The 15449-nt window shown below is 63.4% G+C and carries 15 protein-coding genes; 1 reads left to right on the top strand and 14 read right to left on the bottom strand.

The window, feature by feature from the left end; genetic code table 11:
- Nucleotides 1–20: 20 nt before the first annotated feature.
- From ACM530_RS26380 to ACM530_RS26315, 14 genes are all read right to left on the bottom strand, one after another.
- Complete coding sequence (locus ACM530_RS26380; RefSeq protein WP_145160487.1) at nucleotides 21–1538, bottom strand: DHA2 family efflux MFS transporter permease subunit; 1518 nt, start codon at nucleotides 1536–1538, stop codon at nucleotides 21–23.
- Complete coding sequence (locus ACM530_RS26375) at nucleotides 1535–2602, bottom strand: HlyD family secretion protein (RefSeq protein ID WP_145160489.1); 1068 nt, start codon at nucleotides 2600–2602, stop codon at nucleotides 1535–1537. Before ACM530_RS26375 ends, ACM530_RS26380 begins: the two co-directional genes overlap by 4 nt.
- Before the next feature lie 27 nt (nucleotides 2603–2629).
- Entirely contained in the window at nucleotides 2630–3436 is an 807-nt protein-coding gene (locus ACM530_RS26370) for a DUF3050 domain-containing protein (protein ID WP_242196963.1), read from the bottom strand.
- Between the two features lie 62 nt (nucleotides 3437–3498).
- A complete protein-coding gene (locus tag ACM530_RS26365) occupies nucleotides 3499–4449 on the bottom strand; it encodes a fatty acid desaturase family protein (protein ID WP_369302246.1) in 951 nt (316 codons plus the stop codon).
- 10 nt (nucleotides 4450–4459) lie between these two features.
- Nucleotides 4460–5287 carry an SDR family NAD(P)-dependent oxidoreductase gene (locus tag ACM530_RS26360; protein WP_416363556.1) on the bottom strand — a complete coding sequence of 276 codons (828 nt, stop codon included), beginning with the start codon at nucleotides 5285–5287 and terminating at the stop codon, nucleotides 4460–4462.
- Nucleotides 5284–6426: an acyl-CoA dehydrogenase family protein gene (locus ACM530_RS26355; RefSeq protein WP_145160497.1), complete on the bottom strand. Its 1143-nt coding sequence runs from the start codon at nucleotides 6424–6426 to the stop codon at nucleotides 5284–5286. Before ACM530_RS26355 ends, ACM530_RS26360 begins: the two co-directional genes overlap by 4 nt.
- 3 nt (nucleotides 6427–6429) lie before the next feature.
- Complete coding sequence (locus ACM530_RS26350; protein WP_145160499.1) at nucleotides 6430–6873, bottom strand: type II toxin-antitoxin system RatA family toxin; 444 nt, start codon at nucleotides 6871–6873, stop codon at nucleotides 6430–6432.
- A gap of 16 nt (nucleotides 6874–6889) precedes the next feature.
- Nucleotides 6890–8155 (bottom strand): aspartate aminotransferase family protein, encoded by a 1266-nt coding sequence (locus ACM530_RS26345; protein ID WP_416363555.1) that lies wholly within the window; start codon nucleotides 8153–8155, stop codon nucleotides 6890–6892.
- Nucleotides 8152–9216: an SDR family oxidoreductase gene (locus ACM530_RS26340; RefSeq protein ID WP_145160503.1), complete on the bottom strand. Its 1065-nt coding sequence runs from the start codon at nucleotides 9214–9216 to the stop codon at nucleotides 8152–8154. The genes ACM530_RS26345 and ACM530_RS26340 overlap by 4 nt, the downstream gene beginning before the upstream one ends.
- A gap of 182 nt (nucleotides 9217–9398) precedes the next feature.
- Nucleotides 9399–10127, bottom strand: coding sequence for a helix-turn-helix domain-containing protein (locus tag ACM530_RS26335; RefSeq protein WP_145160505.1), 729 nt, complete (start codon nucleotides 10125–10127; stop codon nucleotides 9399–9401).
- Nucleotides 10128–10211: 84 nt separating this feature from the next.
- On the bottom strand, nucleotides 10212–11609 hold the full coding sequence (locus ACM530_RS26330; protein WP_416363554.1) for an isochorismate synthase: 1398 nt from the start codon (nucleotides 11607–11609) through the stop codon (nucleotides 10212–10214).
- Nucleotides 11606–11911 (bottom strand): isochorismate lyase, encoded by a 306-nt coding sequence (locus ACM530_RS26325; RefSeq protein ID WP_416363553.1) that lies wholly within the window; start codon nucleotides 11909–11911, stop codon nucleotides 11606–11608. The genes ACM530_RS26330 and ACM530_RS26325 overlap by 4 nt, the downstream gene beginning before the upstream one ends.
- The gene (locus ACM530_RS26320; RefSeq protein WP_416363552.1) at nucleotides 11911–12666 is read right to left on the bottom strand and encodes a thioesterase II family protein; all 756 of its coding nucleotides are present in this window, start codon (nucleotides 12664–12666) and stop codon (nucleotides 11911–11913) included. Before ACM530_RS26320 ends, ACM530_RS26325 begins: the two co-directional genes overlap by 1 nt.
- A complete protein-coding gene (locus tag ACM530_RS26315) occupies nucleotides 12663–14318 on the bottom strand; it encodes a (2,3-dihydroxybenzoyl)adenylate synthase (RefSeq protein WP_416363551.1) in 1656 nt (551 codons plus the stop codon). The genes ACM530_RS26320 and ACM530_RS26315 overlap by 4 nt, the downstream gene beginning before the upstream one ends.
- Nucleotides 14319–14542: 224 nt before the next feature.
- Here ACM530_RS26315 and ACM530_RS26310 point away from each other — a divergent pair, with 224 nt between their 5' ends.
- A complete protein-coding gene (locus ACM530_RS26310; RefSeq protein WP_145160513.1) occupies nucleotides 14543–15436 on the top strand; it encodes a helix-turn-helix transcriptional regulator in 894 nt (297 codons plus the stop codon).
- Nucleotides 15437–15449 lie beyond the last annotated feature (13 nt).

Genomic DNA, 15449 nt, shown 5'->3' with positions numbered 1-15449 from the left:
GTAGGTGCTCCACAAAAAAATTATCGGCTGAGGGTGCTTCTGCGCATCATCAGCACCATGGGAATGCCGATGGCCATAACGGCGCCCAAGGTGCCGAACAGCATGCTGAAGGCCAGCATTTGCGCTTGTTCACGCGCTTGCAGGTAAGGCATCAGGGCCAAGGCTTGTTGATGGCTGGCAAGGTTGAGCGAAAGGAACAGCGGGTTGGATTCCACGCCGCCCCAGCCGTTGGCGATCAGGCTGGACTCGGTCACGTGCTCGGAGAGCAGGCGATAGCGCTCCCACGAAAACCGTGTGAGCAGCGTTGCAGCGATGGCGATGCCGACGCTGCCGCCCAGTTGGCGCATCAGGTTCAATACCCCCGAGGCGCCGGAGATCAACGTCAGCGGCAGGCGTCGCATGGCCAGGTTGGTCAGCGGCACGAAGATCATGCCCAGGCCCAGCCCGCGGATCACCAGCGGCCAGTACAGCGTGTCCGGGTTGCTGTCGAGGGTGAACTGGGTGTGCAGGAACATCGCGTAGCAGTACATGACGATGCCCAAGGTCACGAACACGCGTTCGTCGATCTTGTTTTCCTGGGACAGCTTGCCGATCACCAAGGTACTGATGGCGCTGGCCACCGCCCCGGGGAAAATCACCAGCCCGCTCTGGTACGCGCTTTGCGCCAGCAACGTCTGCAGAAACAGCGGCACCATAAACAAGGTGCTGTACAGCCCGAAGCCCACGCAAAATGCGCAGATGCAGCCCATCAGGAACTCGCGGTTCTGAAACAGCGCGACGTTGACGATCGGGTTGACCGCGCGCCGTTCCCACCAGAAAAAACCCACCAGGCTGAAGCTGCTGAGCAACAGGCAGGCCACCGTCCAGTTGGATTCCAGCCAGTCCCAATGCTCGCCGCGCTCGAGCAGGATCTGCAAACTGCCGACCCCCAGCGCCAACAGGCAGAAACCGCTGTAGTCGACACTGCTGGGTTTTTGCTCGTTGGCCGAATCGCCGATACACAGCCAGCACAGCAACAGGGCCACGGCACCGATGGGCACGTTGATCAGGAAGATCCAGTGCCATGACAAGGTGTCGATCAGGTAACCACCGACCGTCGGCCCAAGGGTCGGCCCCATCATTACGCCGACGCCGTACAGCGCCATGCCGCTGCTGACCTTTTCCTTGGGGAACACGTCGTAGATGATCGCCTGGGAAATCCCCAGCAAGCCGCCGCCCGCCAACCCCTGCAGCACGCGAAATGCCACCAGTTGCCACAGCTCAGCGGAGAACGCGCAGCCCACCGACGCCAGCACAAACACGGCGGTGGAGACCAGGTAATACCGGCGCCGCCCGAACCAGGCAGACAACCAGCCGCTGACCGGCAGAATCACCACGTTGGCCACCACGTAGCCGGTGGAGACCCACGAGATTTCATCGACCGACGCCCCATAGGTGCCCATCAGGCTGGGAATCGCGACGTTGACGATGGTGACGTCCAGCAACTCCATCATCGACACCAGCGTCACGGTGAACGCAATCAGGTACGGCGACCTCATAGCGTTTGGCTGGCGTTGTGTGGCGTGGCGACTTCGACGAAGGCGCTCATGCCGGGGCTCAACAAGCCCTTGTAGTCATCCGGCACGTCTTTGAGCGCAATCCGCACCTGGACGCGCTGCACCACCTTGGTGAAGTTGCCCGTGGCGTTTTCCTGGGGCAGCAGCGAGAACTTCGCCCCGGTCGCCGGTGCCAGGCTTTCGACCACGCCGTCGAAGGCGTGGCCGGGAAACGCGTCCACCGTGACCTTGGCGTGTTGGCCGACGCGCACGCGGCCAACTTGGGTTTCCTTGAAGTTGGCGGTGATCCACAGCGGGTCGGTGGCAATCAGGCTCAAGAGCTTCTGGCCGGCGACCACGAACTGGCCGGGTTCGACCTCTTTTTTCGAGACAATACTGCGCACCGGCGCAGTCTGGCGGGCGTCATGCAACTTGATGCGGGCTTGCTCGAGTTCGGCTTGCGCCGCCGCGATCCGATAGTCCTGCACCTTGAGCTCGGCCTTGTTGGCCAGCGTGCTTTGCGCGGCGGCCTGGGCATTGCTGCGGGCCGCTTCCTGGGCATGGCTCAACGCGTCGAAACGCGCTTTGGCCAGTTCCAGGTCCTGAGTGCTCAGCACACCCTGGGCGCCCAGGCGCCGGGCGCGCTGGTAGTCGTTGCGCGCCTGCTCAAGGTTGGCGCTGGACTGTGCCAGCGCCGCTTGTGCGGCCTGGCGCATGGCAACTGCGCCGAGAATCTGGCTGTCCAGCGCACCCGGGCTGCCGCTGCGTCCGGCAGCGGCGAGCAAGGCTTGCCACTGTGCTTCGCGCTGCTGCACCTGGTATTGATATTCGCTGTCGCGTATCTGAAACAGCAGGTCACCGCTTTGCACGGTGACGTTATCCATCACCGGCACGCTCATCACCACACCCGACAGCTTGGCCCGCACCGGGATGATTACGCCGTCGAGTTCCGCGTTGTCGGTGCTCACGTAGGCGCTGGAATACTGCCAGCGCTGCCAGCCGAGCAGCAGCAACCCGCCCACCACGGCGACGCACAGTGTCATTTTTATAAGCTTGCCTTTGGTCATGTCCTACTCCCTGTGTTCATGCGAGGCTCAGACGCTGTGTTCAACCTGACGCACAGGGCGGTCCGTGGCGCGTTGCGCTTTTTCCTGGAGGAAGTGATGCACGCCATCCCACAGGTCGATGCGCGAGTTGATCGCGGTCTTGGCGCTTTCGATCATGTGCTGGTGTTGCGCGGGCGTGGTGACGATTTCGGCGATGATGCGCTTGGCCGCCGGGCCGTGATCGTCGCCGTCCATTTCGATGTGGCGCTTGAGGTAATACGTGAGCATCGGCACCTCGGTTTCACTCACCGACCATTGCGACAGCAGGCGGCCGAACATGTCGGGGATGATGTCTTCACGGCCAAAGAAGAAGTACGCCAGCACCGCTTCGGTCGAGCCGTGCTGCGCGACATCGAGGGTCTGGCACATGAACACTTTGGCGGCCAGCGGAATGTCGCGGTCGCTGAGCGCCTTGGCCAGCGGCACCTGGGCCTGGATGGCAGCGAGGAAACGCCGGAACACTGAACTGTCGGCGCCGATTTCATCCATGGCCGTGAGGTACAGGTCCAGGTGGCTGATAAAGCCGCCGTCCGGGTGTTCGTCGGTTTCTTCGCCCACCACGATTTCATTGATCAAGCGCGCGGCGGTGATGTGCACCGGCGGCACCCACGGCAACTCGACGCAGGTGAGGTCGCGCTGGATGCGCTTGAGCAAGGTCATGAAATCCCACACGGCGAACACATGGAATTCCATCAGCGTGCGCACGTCTTCAACCGTGCGGATAGTGGCGAACAACGGGTGGCTGAATAACTGCTCGCGTTCGGTTTCGATGTGGCTGTCGATATCAAAAGGCATACATGCTCCTGCAGCCTGAGTCTTCAGGCGGGAAAATCCATTCGGAATGTTTGAGTGAGTGTTCAGTCGTTTACCGTGTCTCCACGGTAGGGGTGGCGGCTGGTGGCGTACTTGAAGGACGCGACGAAGTGCTTTTCCAACAAGTACTGCCGGTCTGTGTACCAGCCCGCGTCCAGCAGTTGGCGGTGCACTTTTGGCAGTCGCCAGCACGGCACCGCGGGATAAAAGTGATGCTCCAGGTGAAAGTTCGCGCCGGCGTGCAGCCAGGTGCACAGCCGCGAGGTGCGCGAGCGCGCAGGCGGTGGTTCATCGCCTTCGCTGAACGCATGTTCCTGATAGGCATTGAAGGCCGACACCAGAAACGCCACCGCCAGGCTTCCGCAAAACCCCAGCAGCAACCCGTCGATCTGCCACAGCGCCACGGCGTACACGCACAACCAGCCCACTTGGCAGGCGATGTTGCAGCGCGCCAGCCGTTGCACCTGCGCCGCGCTCAAGGGCAGCGGCGAAGGGCTGCTCAGTGGGCCGAACGCCAGCCGCACGGTGGCGTGCAGGTAGTTCGAGGTTGCGAGCAAACGCGACAGCGCGATGCGGCTTGCCAGCGTGCGATAGCGCGAGAAGTGCCGATAGTCCGGGTCTTTTGCGCTGTTGCTGTAGCGATGATGTTGCCAATGGTCGACGAAGTAACCGGTCACGCAAAACCCCGGCAGCAGCGAACTGGTAAGAATGCCCAGGTAGCAGCTGTGCATCGGGTTACCGCTCAGGTTGAAGTGGAAGCCTTCATGCCCAAGGATCGCTTGCAGAAACAATCCGTACCCGGCCACCACCAGCAAGGGCGAACACAGCAGCACCCACACGGTGGGCGCCGTGTTTGCCACCCACACAAACAGGGCAAGGGGCAGCAGGTACAGGCACACCGCGTAAGCGATGATCAGCAGCGACTCGCCCGTGCGCGCCTTGAACAAGGCGCGGTCGAGACGGACCTGGGGCTTGGGGTGCAGTTGTCTGGCCATTGGCGAGGCGTTACTCGATCAGTTCAGGTTTGAGCGCCAGGTGCCCGCCGCGTGTGAGCGTGCGCAGGCGCATGGCGATAAAGGCGTCGACCACACTTGGCGCGATGCGCGCGGTGTACATGGCCAGCGTGCCCATGAAGGTCAGCCCGCGATTGCGCAAGCCGTTTGTGCGGCAGGCGCGCACCAGGCCGTCAGAGGCTGCATCGAGTTTTTCTTCCAGAGACAGCAGGGTCTTGTCACCCCGCTTGAAGGTCACCAGGCGCTTGACCGACAGCCCCACCCGCTGGGCCGGCAAGTGAATCGCCGTGTCGATGAACCCCGGGTACACCGTGACCACATCCAGCTGCCCGCGATACTGCATGCGCAGCACGTCCGAGTAGGCGCTCAACGCGCGTTTGCTGGCGGCGTACGCGGCCACATAAGGCGCATTCACCAGGGCGAACAGCGAGGATACGTTGACCACTTTGCCGCGTTTGCGCAGCAGCCCCGGCAAGAACCCGGCCACCAACTGCCACGGTGCGAACAGGTTGACATCCACTGCGCGGATGACTTCGTCGGTGACGCCGGTTTCACCGCGTTCCAGGGTCAGCGTGCCGGCGTTATTGACCAGAATGTCGATGTCGCCGAAATCGGTGGAGATGGCGCCGATCACCGACGCCAGCGCGCTGCGGTCGCACAGGTCGACCTGATAAAAACCGTCCAGCAGTTCCGCTTCCTGCGGCGCCAGAATGTCCAGGCCAATCACCGTGGCGCCTTGTTGCTTGAGTTTGCGGGCGGCGGCATGGCCCAGGCCACGCGCGCAGCCGCTGATGACGATGATTTTTCCGAGCAGGTTCATGGGTGCGCTCCGGCGATGCTGAAGGTTGAGTGGGACAAATAGGTGTCGAGGTTGCTCGCCATCGAGATCTTCGCCGGCGGGTGAAATTGCAGGCCGCGGCAGGCCATCAACCCATTCGAACTCTGGTTGCTGGTGATAAATGCCATGCCGCCGAGCATCGCGTGGGCCTGGTCCGACAGCTCGGTCAGCAGCTGCTCGATGCCGTAACGCACCAGCAGTAGACGGGCCAGCACGTTCGGCAGGTCTTGGGGGTTGCGCTCGATATCCAGCGCCGCGCCTTCCAGCGCGCTGATTGCCAATTGCAGGTTGGCCGCCAGGTCCACGCGGTGATGCGCGGTCCAGCGTCCTGCGTCGGTCACCGTCTCGATCAGGCCGGCGCAGGCACCCACGTAGGACGCGCAAATCAACAGTTCGAACCAGATGAAACCGACGGTTTGCACGTCGCCCAACAGGTGCTTGTAGCCGGCGGAAAACAGCATGCGTTCGGGCACCAGCACTTCATTGAGGCGTACCTCGATGCTTTCGGCAGCGGCCAGCGCGCTGTTCTGCCAGAACGGCGCGCGGCTGATGCCTGGCGCGTTGGCGGGAATCAACGCCACCATCAGCTCTTCGCCCTGTGGGGTCTGGCGGGTATAGCTGGCGGTGAGCAAGTCCATCGAGCGGCCGAGGCAGCAGGGCTTTTTGCTGCCACTGAGCAACACGCCCTCGGGGGTGTGCACGGCCTGCATGTTCGAGTCGAGGATGCCCGCGCCCGAGTTGCCCTCGGCAAACCCCGAGGACAGCAACAAACGATTCTGTGCAACGGCCGCCAGCAACAGGCCTTCGGCGCCGCCCCCGTTTTGGGTGAGCGCCAACAGGCTCGCCACCGAAAACTGGTGCATGGTGCTGGCCACCGCCAGCGAGGGCGAACGCGCGCCCAGGGCGATCTGCACATGCACGGCATCGAGGATGCCTGCACCCAGCCCACCGGCGGCGCGGTTGACCAGCAACCCGACCGGCCCGTGTTGCTTGAACAGGGCAATGACGCTGCTCTCGGGCGCCTCGCGTTCGGCGACGGCGAGGGCGGCCAGGCGCGCGTCAAATTCCGGGGCGTAGCGGTCAAGCAAGGCGCGCGAGCGGTTTAACAATGACAGTGACATGGCTCAGGCCTTCAGGTAGCTCGCCGGGAACAGGCCGGTGATGATCGAGTGGATGTTTTCGCGAATGGCCTTCTGCGCGACGGGGTCGAGCATGTCGGCGAGCATCGGCAGGCCCAGGTCAAAGCGCGAGGTGAAGGTGATAATCGCGTCCTTGCCATCGGGCAGGACTTGCCAGGTTCCGGAGAAGTGATCGACATCGCCGGCCATTTGCTCAAAGTGAATCTCGCGGGTCTGGGCGTTGAACGTGTCGCGCTCCTGCCACTTGAGAATGCCGCTGTGGAAGTTGACCTCCCAGGAGGTGAACGACACGTCGTCGCTGACCTTGTTGATGGTAATATTGCGCACCGAGTCGCACAGCTCGACGTAGTGGCTGAAGTCGCTGATCACGGCGAAGACTTCATCAGCGCAGGCATGGGGGATATGTGCCTGGACATTGACTTCTTGCATGGGGTAACTCCAAAGATCAAAGGGGTGAGACAGAGGTGGTGAGCGCCTGGGCGAATCCCTCGATCAACCAGTTGCAGTCCTGGGTGGTGAGCAACGGCGACGGTGTAAGCCGCACGACGCGGTGGTCATTGAGCGAGTGGCACACGATGATGTGCTGCTCGATCAGGGCCATGACCATGTTCGCGGCAATCGAGGCGTCGCTGAACTCAAAGCCCAGCAGCAAGCCGGCACTGCGCAGCGTGACGCGCTCGGCCAGGCCCATGCGCTGCAACAGCGCGCTGAAACGTGCGTGCAGGTCCTGGCCCAGCAGCCGTGCCCGCGCCACCAGGTCCTCTTGCACCATCACCTGCAGCGTGGCCTGCACGGCCGCCATGGCCAGCGGGTTGGCGCCAAAGGTGGAGGTGTGCACCGTGGGGTTGCGGTTGAACGGCGCATAAATGGCCGCGCTGGCGACCATGGCGCTGACCGGCACGCAGCCGCCGGACAGGCTTTTGCCGACCAGCATGATGTCGGGCACCACCTGTTCCTGGTCGCACGCCCACCAATGGCCGGTACGGCCCAGCCCGGACTGGATTTCGTCGATGATCAGCACGGCGCCGTACTGGTCACACAGCTCGCGTACCCGCGTCAGGTAACCCGGTGGCGGCAGGATCACGCCGGCTTCGGCCTGGATCGGCTCGAGAATCACGCAGGCTTTTTCCGGCGAGGCGAGCAGTTGCTGTTCCAGCGCGGCGCTGTCGCCGAACGGCACGAATGCGCTTTCGCTGAGCAGGCCACTGAACGGTTCGCGGTAGCTTTCGCGGCCGGTAACGGCCAGCGCGCCGAGGGTCTTGCCGTGGAAACCGCCGAGTGTCGACAGCGTGCGACGGCAGCCGTTAAGCCGGGCGAGTTTCAGGCCGGCTTCGGTGGCTTCGGCGCCCGAATTGCAAAAGAACACGTAGTCCAGGTTGCCCGGGCAACGCGCTGCCAGCGCTTGCGCGGCCAAGGCTTGTTGCGGGTTGAGCAACAGCTTGCTGGCCAGCGCGTTTTGCTGCAGTTGGCGGGTCACGGCATCCACGACAACCGGATGGCCGTGGCCGAGGAAAAACACCCCATAGCCGCCGGCATCCAGGTACTGGCGGCCTTGGCTGTCATAGATGTAGACGCCCTGGCTTGAGTGTTCGATCGGCAGGTTCATCAAGGACGCGAGGCGTGCGTAGCCCGAGTTCACATGCTGGCGAAAATACTGGTCAATCTGTTCGGCGTCGGCGGCGGGTTCCAGTTCTGTCAGGTGCGAGTTCATGCCACGGATGCCTCTGCGACAGGTGGAACCGGCTGTTTAAGCATCCGCGTCAAGGCACCGAGCTTGGGGGCCAAGTGATTGAGTGACAGCAGCAATTCGCGGCTGACGTCGCGTGCACCGAAGGCCGGCTCACCGAGCAACTCGGGCAACGAAGTGGGCAGCGGCGTGCGCAGGCAGGCATAGCGGCACAGCTGGTTGGCGCGACCCAGTGCCGCCTGGACGGCACCGGTCAGTGCCGGCAGAAACACCGGGCGGATCAGGCGTTCATAGATGTCCGGCGCCATGCAACGAGGCCGTGTGAACGGTTGCGCCTGGGCTTGCATGGACTCGCACATCAGGTCCAGCAGGCCGGTGAGGTCCAGCGCCTGTGGGCCGCTGGTGAGGAAGTAGTCCGCGCCGATCAAGCGCCGGTGCAAGGCGTTGGCAATTGCCTGCGCCGCCACGTCGCGGGCAATCAGGTCGATGTAGCCGGCAGGCGGACAGGGCACGATAGGCAGCACGCCGGACATCATCAGCCCCATGGTCATGTGAAAACCCTGGAAGTTGGGCATGTGCCCGGTGTCGGAATTGCCGATGATGATTGACGGGCGAAAAATCGACACGTCGATACCGGAAGAACGCACCAGCGTTTCGGCCTGGCGCTTGGCGACTTCGTACGGCGTCTCGGCCTGCACGCCTTCGTAGTAGTCACATGGGTGGGTGAAGGCGGTGCTGATGTGGTAGAGCGGCACCTTGGCTTGCTGCACAAAGCGCACGACGTTCTCGGTACCCAGGTAATTGACCGAAAAAATCTGGTCGATGTCGCCATCCATGCGGGTAACCGCTGCGGCGTGAATGACCCAGTCGACGCGCTGCAGGAGCGCTTCATAATCCTCGGCAGCCAGCCCCAGCCGGGGGCGGCAGATATCACCGCTGAGCACTTGCACCTGCGGGTGGCGGATGCGGCTTTTGCGCGCCAGGCAGACCAGGTTGAAATCCTCTGCCAGGCAGTCGATCAGTGACTCGCCGAGTACGCCCGAGCCTCCTGTGAGAAGGACGGTTAATTTTTGCTGTTCTGACATGTAGGACGCTTCCTGCGGACTCATCGAAAGAATTAACGGTGCGTTCCGCCGAATCCCAGGCACACGTGCCCCTGGCGAACACTCTTGTATCCACTTTCGGTGGCGCTGACGTGCGTTGGGGGAAGGCAGTCAGCGCTTAACGTTTTCGCGAATAAGATGCGATCGATATTGGCCTTTTGATATCACCGCGTCTTGAACGAAACGCTTGTCTTGCGCAAAACCTTGGCCGCCGTGAGCGGGGTCATGCCGATCATGCGGCGCATCATGCGCGCCAGGTGCGCCTGGTCGGAGAACCCGCCATCGGCGGCGGCGTCCGACAAGCTGGCGCCGCCGGCCAGGGATTTGGAGGCGCGCTCGAGTTTGTTCCAGATGATCCATTGGGACAGGGAAACGCCCATCTGGTGCGTCGCCACACACCGCAGGCGCGGGCTGGACAGGCCGACCGCATTGGCGGCGCGGCTGACGGAACCGGGACCGTCGCGGTCCAGGCGCAGGATGTTCAAGGCTTTATAGAGGCGTTGGTCGATGGGCGGCGTAATCGCCAGCAAACGCGCGAGCGCGTCGACAAACTGGGGCAGGGAGGTGGTACGGCGAAAGCACTCCAGCAGTTCGTCACTGGCCAGGGCGATGCCATTGTCTTGCAGCAATGCGTTGAGTGCACGGCCCAGTGGTGTGTCCGGATTGACGTACACAAACGCCACCGGATGACTGTCGGCCACGGCGCGGTGTTCGACGTTGGGGCCGATGATCACTCCCGCCGCGCGGATCAACTGGCCGGGCAGTTCCAGGGTGACCGGTTGGTGCACGCCGATGCACAGCTGAATGGCGACATGGGAATGGGCAGAGTTCTGATCCGCGCGACCGATGTAACCGGCCCATGAATCGCCAAAAGTAACGCTGCCGTCCCACATGTAAGGTCTTCCTGACTCGAAGGGTGAGTTTTCCGTGTGCAGGGTAGGCCTGCACAGGTCTTGATTCAAGCACCGGGCGCGCAGTCAGCGTTGCAGCGCCGCACGCATGCCGGCCAGTTTGATGCAGGTTTCGTCGTATTCGCAGGCAGGGTCGGAGTGCTCCACGATCCCGCACCCCGCAAACAGGCGAGCCTGGTTGCCCTTTAACAGGGCGCTGCGCAGGCCGACGATGAATTCGCCATTGCCATGTGCGTCCAGCCAACCCAGCGGCGCCGCGTACCAGCCACGATCAAAACCCTCGAATTGGCGGATATGCTCCAGCGCCTGTTGGCGTTCATGGCCACCGACCGCGGGTGTCGGGTGCAGGAGCGCAACCATGTCCAGCAAACTGCGCCGCGGGTGCAGCGGCCCTTCGATCAGCGTGGCCAGGTGTTGCACGCGGCTGAGGCGCTTGATATGCGGCGCGGGCGGAACCTGCAGCGGGGCCACCCACGGCGCGAGGTCGCGCTGGATGATCTGCACCACCACCGCGTGTTCGTGCTGGTTCTTTTCGCAGGCGAGCAGCGCGTGCGCCAGTTGCGTGTCGTGCTCAGGGTTGGGGTCGCGGCGGGTGGTGCCCGCCAGCGCAAGGGTTTGCAGGTGGCCATTGTGCAGCTTGACCAGGCGCTCGGGAGACGCGCCGATGAAGCACGCCTGGTGTCGGCGAAAGGCAAACAAATAAGCGCCGGGGTCATTGCTGGCGAGGGTCGCCAGGGTGCGGCCGGCATTGATAGGCCGGGAAAACTCACTGAGCACTTCTCGCGCCAGCACCACCTTTTGCAATGGGGTGTCGCGCAACACATCGAGGGCGTGGGCGATTTTGCTTTCCCAGCACGCGCGCGGCAGGCACTGGTCACGGGTGTGGTGGGGCGCCGCCGTGGGGCGTGGGCCGGACACGTAGCGGTCCATCAGCGCGTTCCATTGATTCAACACGTGCTCGCAGCAGCGCTGCGCCACATCGTCGGCCGCCACCCGTTGTTGGCACAGCAACCAGCAGGCATCGCCGTCGCGCACCAGCAACAGCGTCATCAACAGCAGCGAGGCATCGCCAAAGCCCTGCCACGCAGGGCTGGCCTTGACCTGATGATCAAACCGAAAGCCGCCGCACACCGTCGGCGCCAATGGGCCGTGGACCACGGCGCCTTCGAGCCAGTCCCGCCATTGCGCATCCACCGTGGCAAAACGTTGAGCACCGGCGCCGATGAGTTCAGCCGCCACGCCCCAGCCGAACAGACTTTTGTCATCTTCCGGCGCGCGCCAGAACAGGCACTCGGCGTGCGGCTCGTCGACACGTTCGAACAGCGCCAGCAGGTCCAGCGCGGTGATGTTCAGCGCATAACTGGCCAGCACGGGTTTGCCGTGTTCGATAGCACGCTGGCGAGCGCATTCGAACACTTCGGTCAGGCCGGCGGCATGGCCCTCCAGCTGCGTAAAGGCGCTCATGCCGGTGTTCTCGTTGCGCGCCAATGCAGCACTTGCTGGCCGATGTACCAGTGGATGATCTGGGCGAACAGGGTTTCCATGAAGTGCGGATCCAGCCCGGCTTGCTCGGCCCATTCGCGGCGTTGCGGGAGCATCTGGGCCACGCGTTCAGGCGCGGCAATGCTGCTTTCGCTCGGTTTGAAATGTGCAGCGGCTTTGACGTAAGCCATGCGTTGACGCATGAGTTCGATGATCTGGTGGTCCAGTGAATCGATGGCGTGACGGATGTCCGGCAGGCCATCACAGGCGTCGGGTGTTTTCATCAACAGGTTTCCTTCAGGGCGGGCGATAGGGTCAGCAGCGTCGCGGCGATAGCGTCGATAAGTGCCTGGCGTTGCTCGATCAGGTAAAAGTGGCCGCCGGGCCAGCGCTGCAGGTGCAGTGGCTGGTGACTGGCGGCTTGCCAGGCATGGGCTTCATCCAGCTCGATTTCCGGGTCTTGCTCGGGATAGAACACCGTGATGCGGCTGTTGAGCGGCTGCGGTTGCGCGCAGGTATAGGTTTCAACCACGCGGTAGTCACCGCGCAGGCCCGGCAGGAACAGTTCGCACAGGGCCGGGTCGTCCAGCAATGGGTTGGGCCGCTCGGACAAGCGCCGCACGTCGTCGAGCAACGCCGCATCCGGCCCCAGGTGCAGGTGCCCGCCGCGCTGGCGGTGTGGTGCCGGATGGGCGGACACGAACAGGTGGTCGACAGCGATTGCGCGTTGCTCCAGGCGTGCGGCCACTTCATACGCCACCACCGCACCCAGGCTGTGACCGAACAACGCCAGTGGCCGGTCGGAGTAACCCTGCAAGGCATGGGCGGCGCCGTCGGCCAGGCGCTGCATGTCAGTCAGGCACGGCTCGCTGAAACGGTCTTCGCGGCCCGGGTACTGGATGGCCAACAGGTCGATGTCGGCAGGCAGGGCGTTGACCCAGTCACGAAAGAAACTCGCACTGCCCCCGGCATGCGCAAAACACACCAGGCGCCAGCGCGGCATGGGTGTCAGGCGGTAGGCGCGGATCCAGCGGCTCACGACGCGGCGCTCTGCAACCAGGCCTGGCGCAGGCGTTCGCGCAGGTCCTTGCGGCTGACTTTGCCCACGCCGGTGTGCGGGAACTGCGCGATAAATTCGATGCGGTCCGGCACCTTGAACGCGGCCAGGCCCTGGCCACGCAAGTGCTGCTTGAGCGCAAACGCCGACGGCGCCGGGTCGCGGGCGACGATGAACGCACAGGTGGATTCGCCCAGCACCGCATCCGGCATCGCCACCAGCGCAGCGTCGTGCACCTGCGGATGACTGATCAGCAGGTTTTCGACTTCTTCGGCGGCGACCTTTTCGCCGCCACGGTTGATCTGGTCCTTGTCGCGACCTTCAACCACCAGATAACCCTCGGCGGTGCGCCGGACCCGATCACCGCTGCAATAAAAACCGTCGGCGGTAAACGCCTTGGCATTGTGCTCGGGCAGGCGGTAATAGCCACGAATGGTGTATGGCCCGCGCACCTGCAGCTCGCCGACCTCGCCGTCGGGCACCGCTTGGCCGTGTTCATCGACAATGCGAATTTCATCATCGGCGCTCAGCGGGCGGCCCTGGGTATGCAGCAGGTGATCGGGGTGATCGTCCAGGCGGGTAAAACACAGCAAGCCCTCGGCCATGCCCAGCACTTGTTGCAAGGTGCAGCCCAGGGTCGGCGTGACGCGGGCCGCTGCGCTGCCGAGCAGCTTTGCGCCGCCGACTTGCAGCAGGCGCAGGCTCGACAGGTCGGCCTGGCGCTGGGCCTGGGCGTCCAGCCATAACATCGCCAGCGGCGGCACCAGCGCGGTGACGGTAACGCGTTGCTCGCTGATCAGCGCGAAGCAGCTTTCGGGGTCGCAGCGGCGCGTACACACCACACGCCCACCGGCCAGCAGGGTGCCGATGACGCCCGGGCAACACAGCGTGAAGTTGTGCGCCATGGGCAGCGCGGTGAGGTACACCGTGCGCGCGTCCAGGCCACACACCTCGCTGCTGGCGCGCACGTTATAGAGGTATTCGGCGTGGCGGCGCGGGATCAGCTTGGGCGTGCCGGTGGTGCCGCCCGAGAGCTGGAAACACGCCACGGCGTCAGGGTGACCGGCGTCCTGCTCCAGCGGCTCGTGGTGATACAGCGTACTCAAGGCGATGAATGCCTGCGCGTCCCCGTCGATCACCACGTGGCGCAGATGCATGCTCTGGGCGGCCAACTGACGCGCCATTTCACGGCAGTCGAAGCCGTCCAGTTCGGCGCAGCCGATGTAGGCCGTGGCCAGGGCAAACCTGCAAAAACCGCCGATCTCGTGCTGACGATGGGCGGGCAGGGCGAGGATCGGCCGGGCGCCGAGGCGGAACAGCGCAAAGCACACTTCGATAAACGCGCTGCCGTTGGGCAAGTGCACCACCACGTTATCGCCAGCTGCCACCCCCAGCGCACGCAATCCGCCAGCCAGGCGCCGGCAACGGTCCGCCAGGCTGCGGTAGTTCAGATGCAACGGGCCGTCGGTGATGGCAATCGCCGATGGGGTGCGTGCAGCCACCGCCTCCAGCGCCTGGGCGAACGTTTGGTCTTGCCAGTAACCGGCCTGCCGGTAGCGTTCGGCGAACGCGGCGGGCCAGTCTGGCGCATCGTCAACGGTGTCTGAATCGCGTGCGCAGGTGTGCAATGACATGGAATCCCCTATTTGTAGAAATAATTGGCTACAAATGTCCAAATGAGATCTATTATCATTGTCTTTCGCCGGCAGCTTCTCAACGCCAAGGCTTTCGGACCTGTGACTTTTTCATTAGATGAAATACACAGCGGCTTTAAACAGGGAGGTTTACGGTTTAAAAGCCTCCTCCTCACTCAGGTCAGGCCCCGCGTAATGGCCTTAAAGGATCAAGGGAAAACCCAATGACTATTACGATCATCGCTCCCAGCCACCAAGAGACGCAGGCCGAACCCAAGGGCAACCAACCCGGCACGGTCTACCTGGAACCGCACATGACGTTGGTCACCGGCACGCTGTGGTCACAGAGCGAAAACTGGGTGGAAGACCCGTTGGAGCGCGGCCTCAAATTGATCCTGGTGCAGAGCGGTGAGTTGTCGTGCCGCATTCCCGGGCACAGCGAGCAATCGATCAAGGGGCCCAGCCTGTGCACCATCGTCAATGACGGCGAGTTCACCTCGTCGCAGATCTACGGCACCTCCACGCCGCTGCGCTACACCATCGTGCAACTGGACCTGGAATCCCTCGACCGCCACCTCGGCATGGCCCCGCGCAAGTTGTTGACCAGTGGTGGCGGCGACCCGTACATGATGGTGCGCCCGGCGCCACGCGCGATGCAGGCGCTTGCCACACAGATTGCGACGTGCCCGATGCAGGGCCCGAGCCGTTCGTTGTACCTGGGTGGCAAAGCGCTGGAGCTGACTGCCCTGAGCGCGCAATTTTTGCTCGGTGAACGGGGTCAGCCGGAACAAAAGCTGCGCATTACCTCCTCTGACGTGGAGCGTGTCCACGCCGCACGCGATCGCCTGGTGCGCTCGTTGCTGGAGCCGCCGAGCCTGAACGCCCTGGCCAGCCATGTGGGCATGAGCCCGCGCAAACTCACCGCGGGCTTTCGCAAGGTGTTTGGCACCAGTGTGTTCGGCTACCTGCACGAGCATCGCCTCAGCGAAGCCCACCGCATGCTCAGCGACGAGGAAAGCAACGTCTCCACCGTCGCTTACGGCGTGGGGTTCAGCCCGGCGCATTTCTCGATTGCCTTTCGTAAACGCTACGGCGTATCACCCAGCGAGATCCGTTGAGCGTGGGTCGGTG

This window comes from Pseudomonas sp. NFX183 (genome assembly GCF_047943075.1).
In the GTDB taxonomy this organism is placed as follows: domain Bacteria; phylum Pseudomonadota; class Gammaproteobacteria; order Pseudomonadales; family Pseudomonadaceae; genus Aquipseudomonas.
The sequence above is the reverse complement of the archived record's forward strand: the minus strand, read 5'-3'. Positions and strand labels throughout refer to the sequence as shown.

What these genes read in the sequence shown, in the direction of transcription:
- ACM530_RS26380 (WP_145160487.1), bottom strand. Translation starts at nt 1,538, where the DNA reads ATGAGGTCGCCGTACCTGATTGCGTTCACCGTGACGCTGGTGTCGATG.
- ACM530_RS26375 (WP_145160489.1), bottom strand. Translation starts at nt 2,602, where the DNA reads ATGACCAAAGGCAAGCTTATAAAAATGACACTGTGCGTCGCCGTGGTG.
- ACM530_RS26370 (WP_242196963.1), bottom strand. Translation starts at nt 3,436, where the DNA reads ATGCCTTTTGATATCGACAGCCACATCGAAACCGAACGCGAGCAGTTA.
- ACM530_RS26365 (WP_369302246.1), bottom strand. Translation starts at nt 4,449, where the DNA reads ATGGCCAGACAACTGCACCCCAAGCCCCAGGTCCGTCTCGACCGCGCC.
- ACM530_RS26360 (WP_416363556.1), bottom strand. Translation starts at nt 5,287, where the DNA reads ATGAACCTGCTCGGAAAAATCATCGTCATCAGCGGCTGCGCGCGTGGC.
- ACM530_RS26355 (WP_145160497.1), bottom strand. Translation starts at nt 6,426, where the DNA reads ATGTCACTGTCATTGTTAAACCGCTCGCGCGCCTTGCTTGACCGCTAC.
- ACM530_RS26350 (WP_145160499.1), bottom strand. Translation starts at nt 6,873, where the DNA reads ATGCAAGAAGTCAATGTCCAGGCACATATCCCCCATGCCTGCGCTGAT.
- ACM530_RS26345 (WP_416363555.1), bottom strand. Translation starts at nt 8,155, where the DNA reads ATGAACTCGCACCTGACAGAACTGGAACCCGCCGCCGACGCCGAACAG.
- ACM530_RS26340 (WP_145160503.1), bottom strand. Translation starts at nt 9,216, where the DNA reads ATGTCAGAACAGCAAAAATTAACCGTCCTTCTCACAGGAGGCTCGGGC.
- ACM530_RS26335 (WP_145160505.1), bottom strand. Translation starts at nt 10,127, where the DNA reads ATGTGGGACGGCAGCGTTACTTTTGGCGATTCATGGGCCGGTTACATC.
- ACM530_RS26330 (WP_416363554.1), bottom strand. Translation starts at nt 11,609, where the DNA reads ATGAGCGCCTTTACGCAGCTGGAGGGCCATGCCGCCGGCCTGACCGAA.
- ACM530_RS26325 (WP_416363553.1), bottom strand. Translation starts at nt 11,911, where the DNA reads ATGAAAACACCCGACGCCTGTGATGGCCTGCCGGACATCCGTCACGCC.
- ACM530_RS26315 (WP_416363551.1), bottom strand. Translation starts at nt 14,318, where the DNA reads ATGTCATTGCACACCTGCGCACGCGATTCAGACACCGTTGACGATGCG.
- ACM530_RS26310 (WP_145160513.1), top strand. Translation starts at nt 14,543, where the DNA reads ATGACTATTACGATCATCGCTCCCAGCCACCAAGAGACGCAGGCCGAA.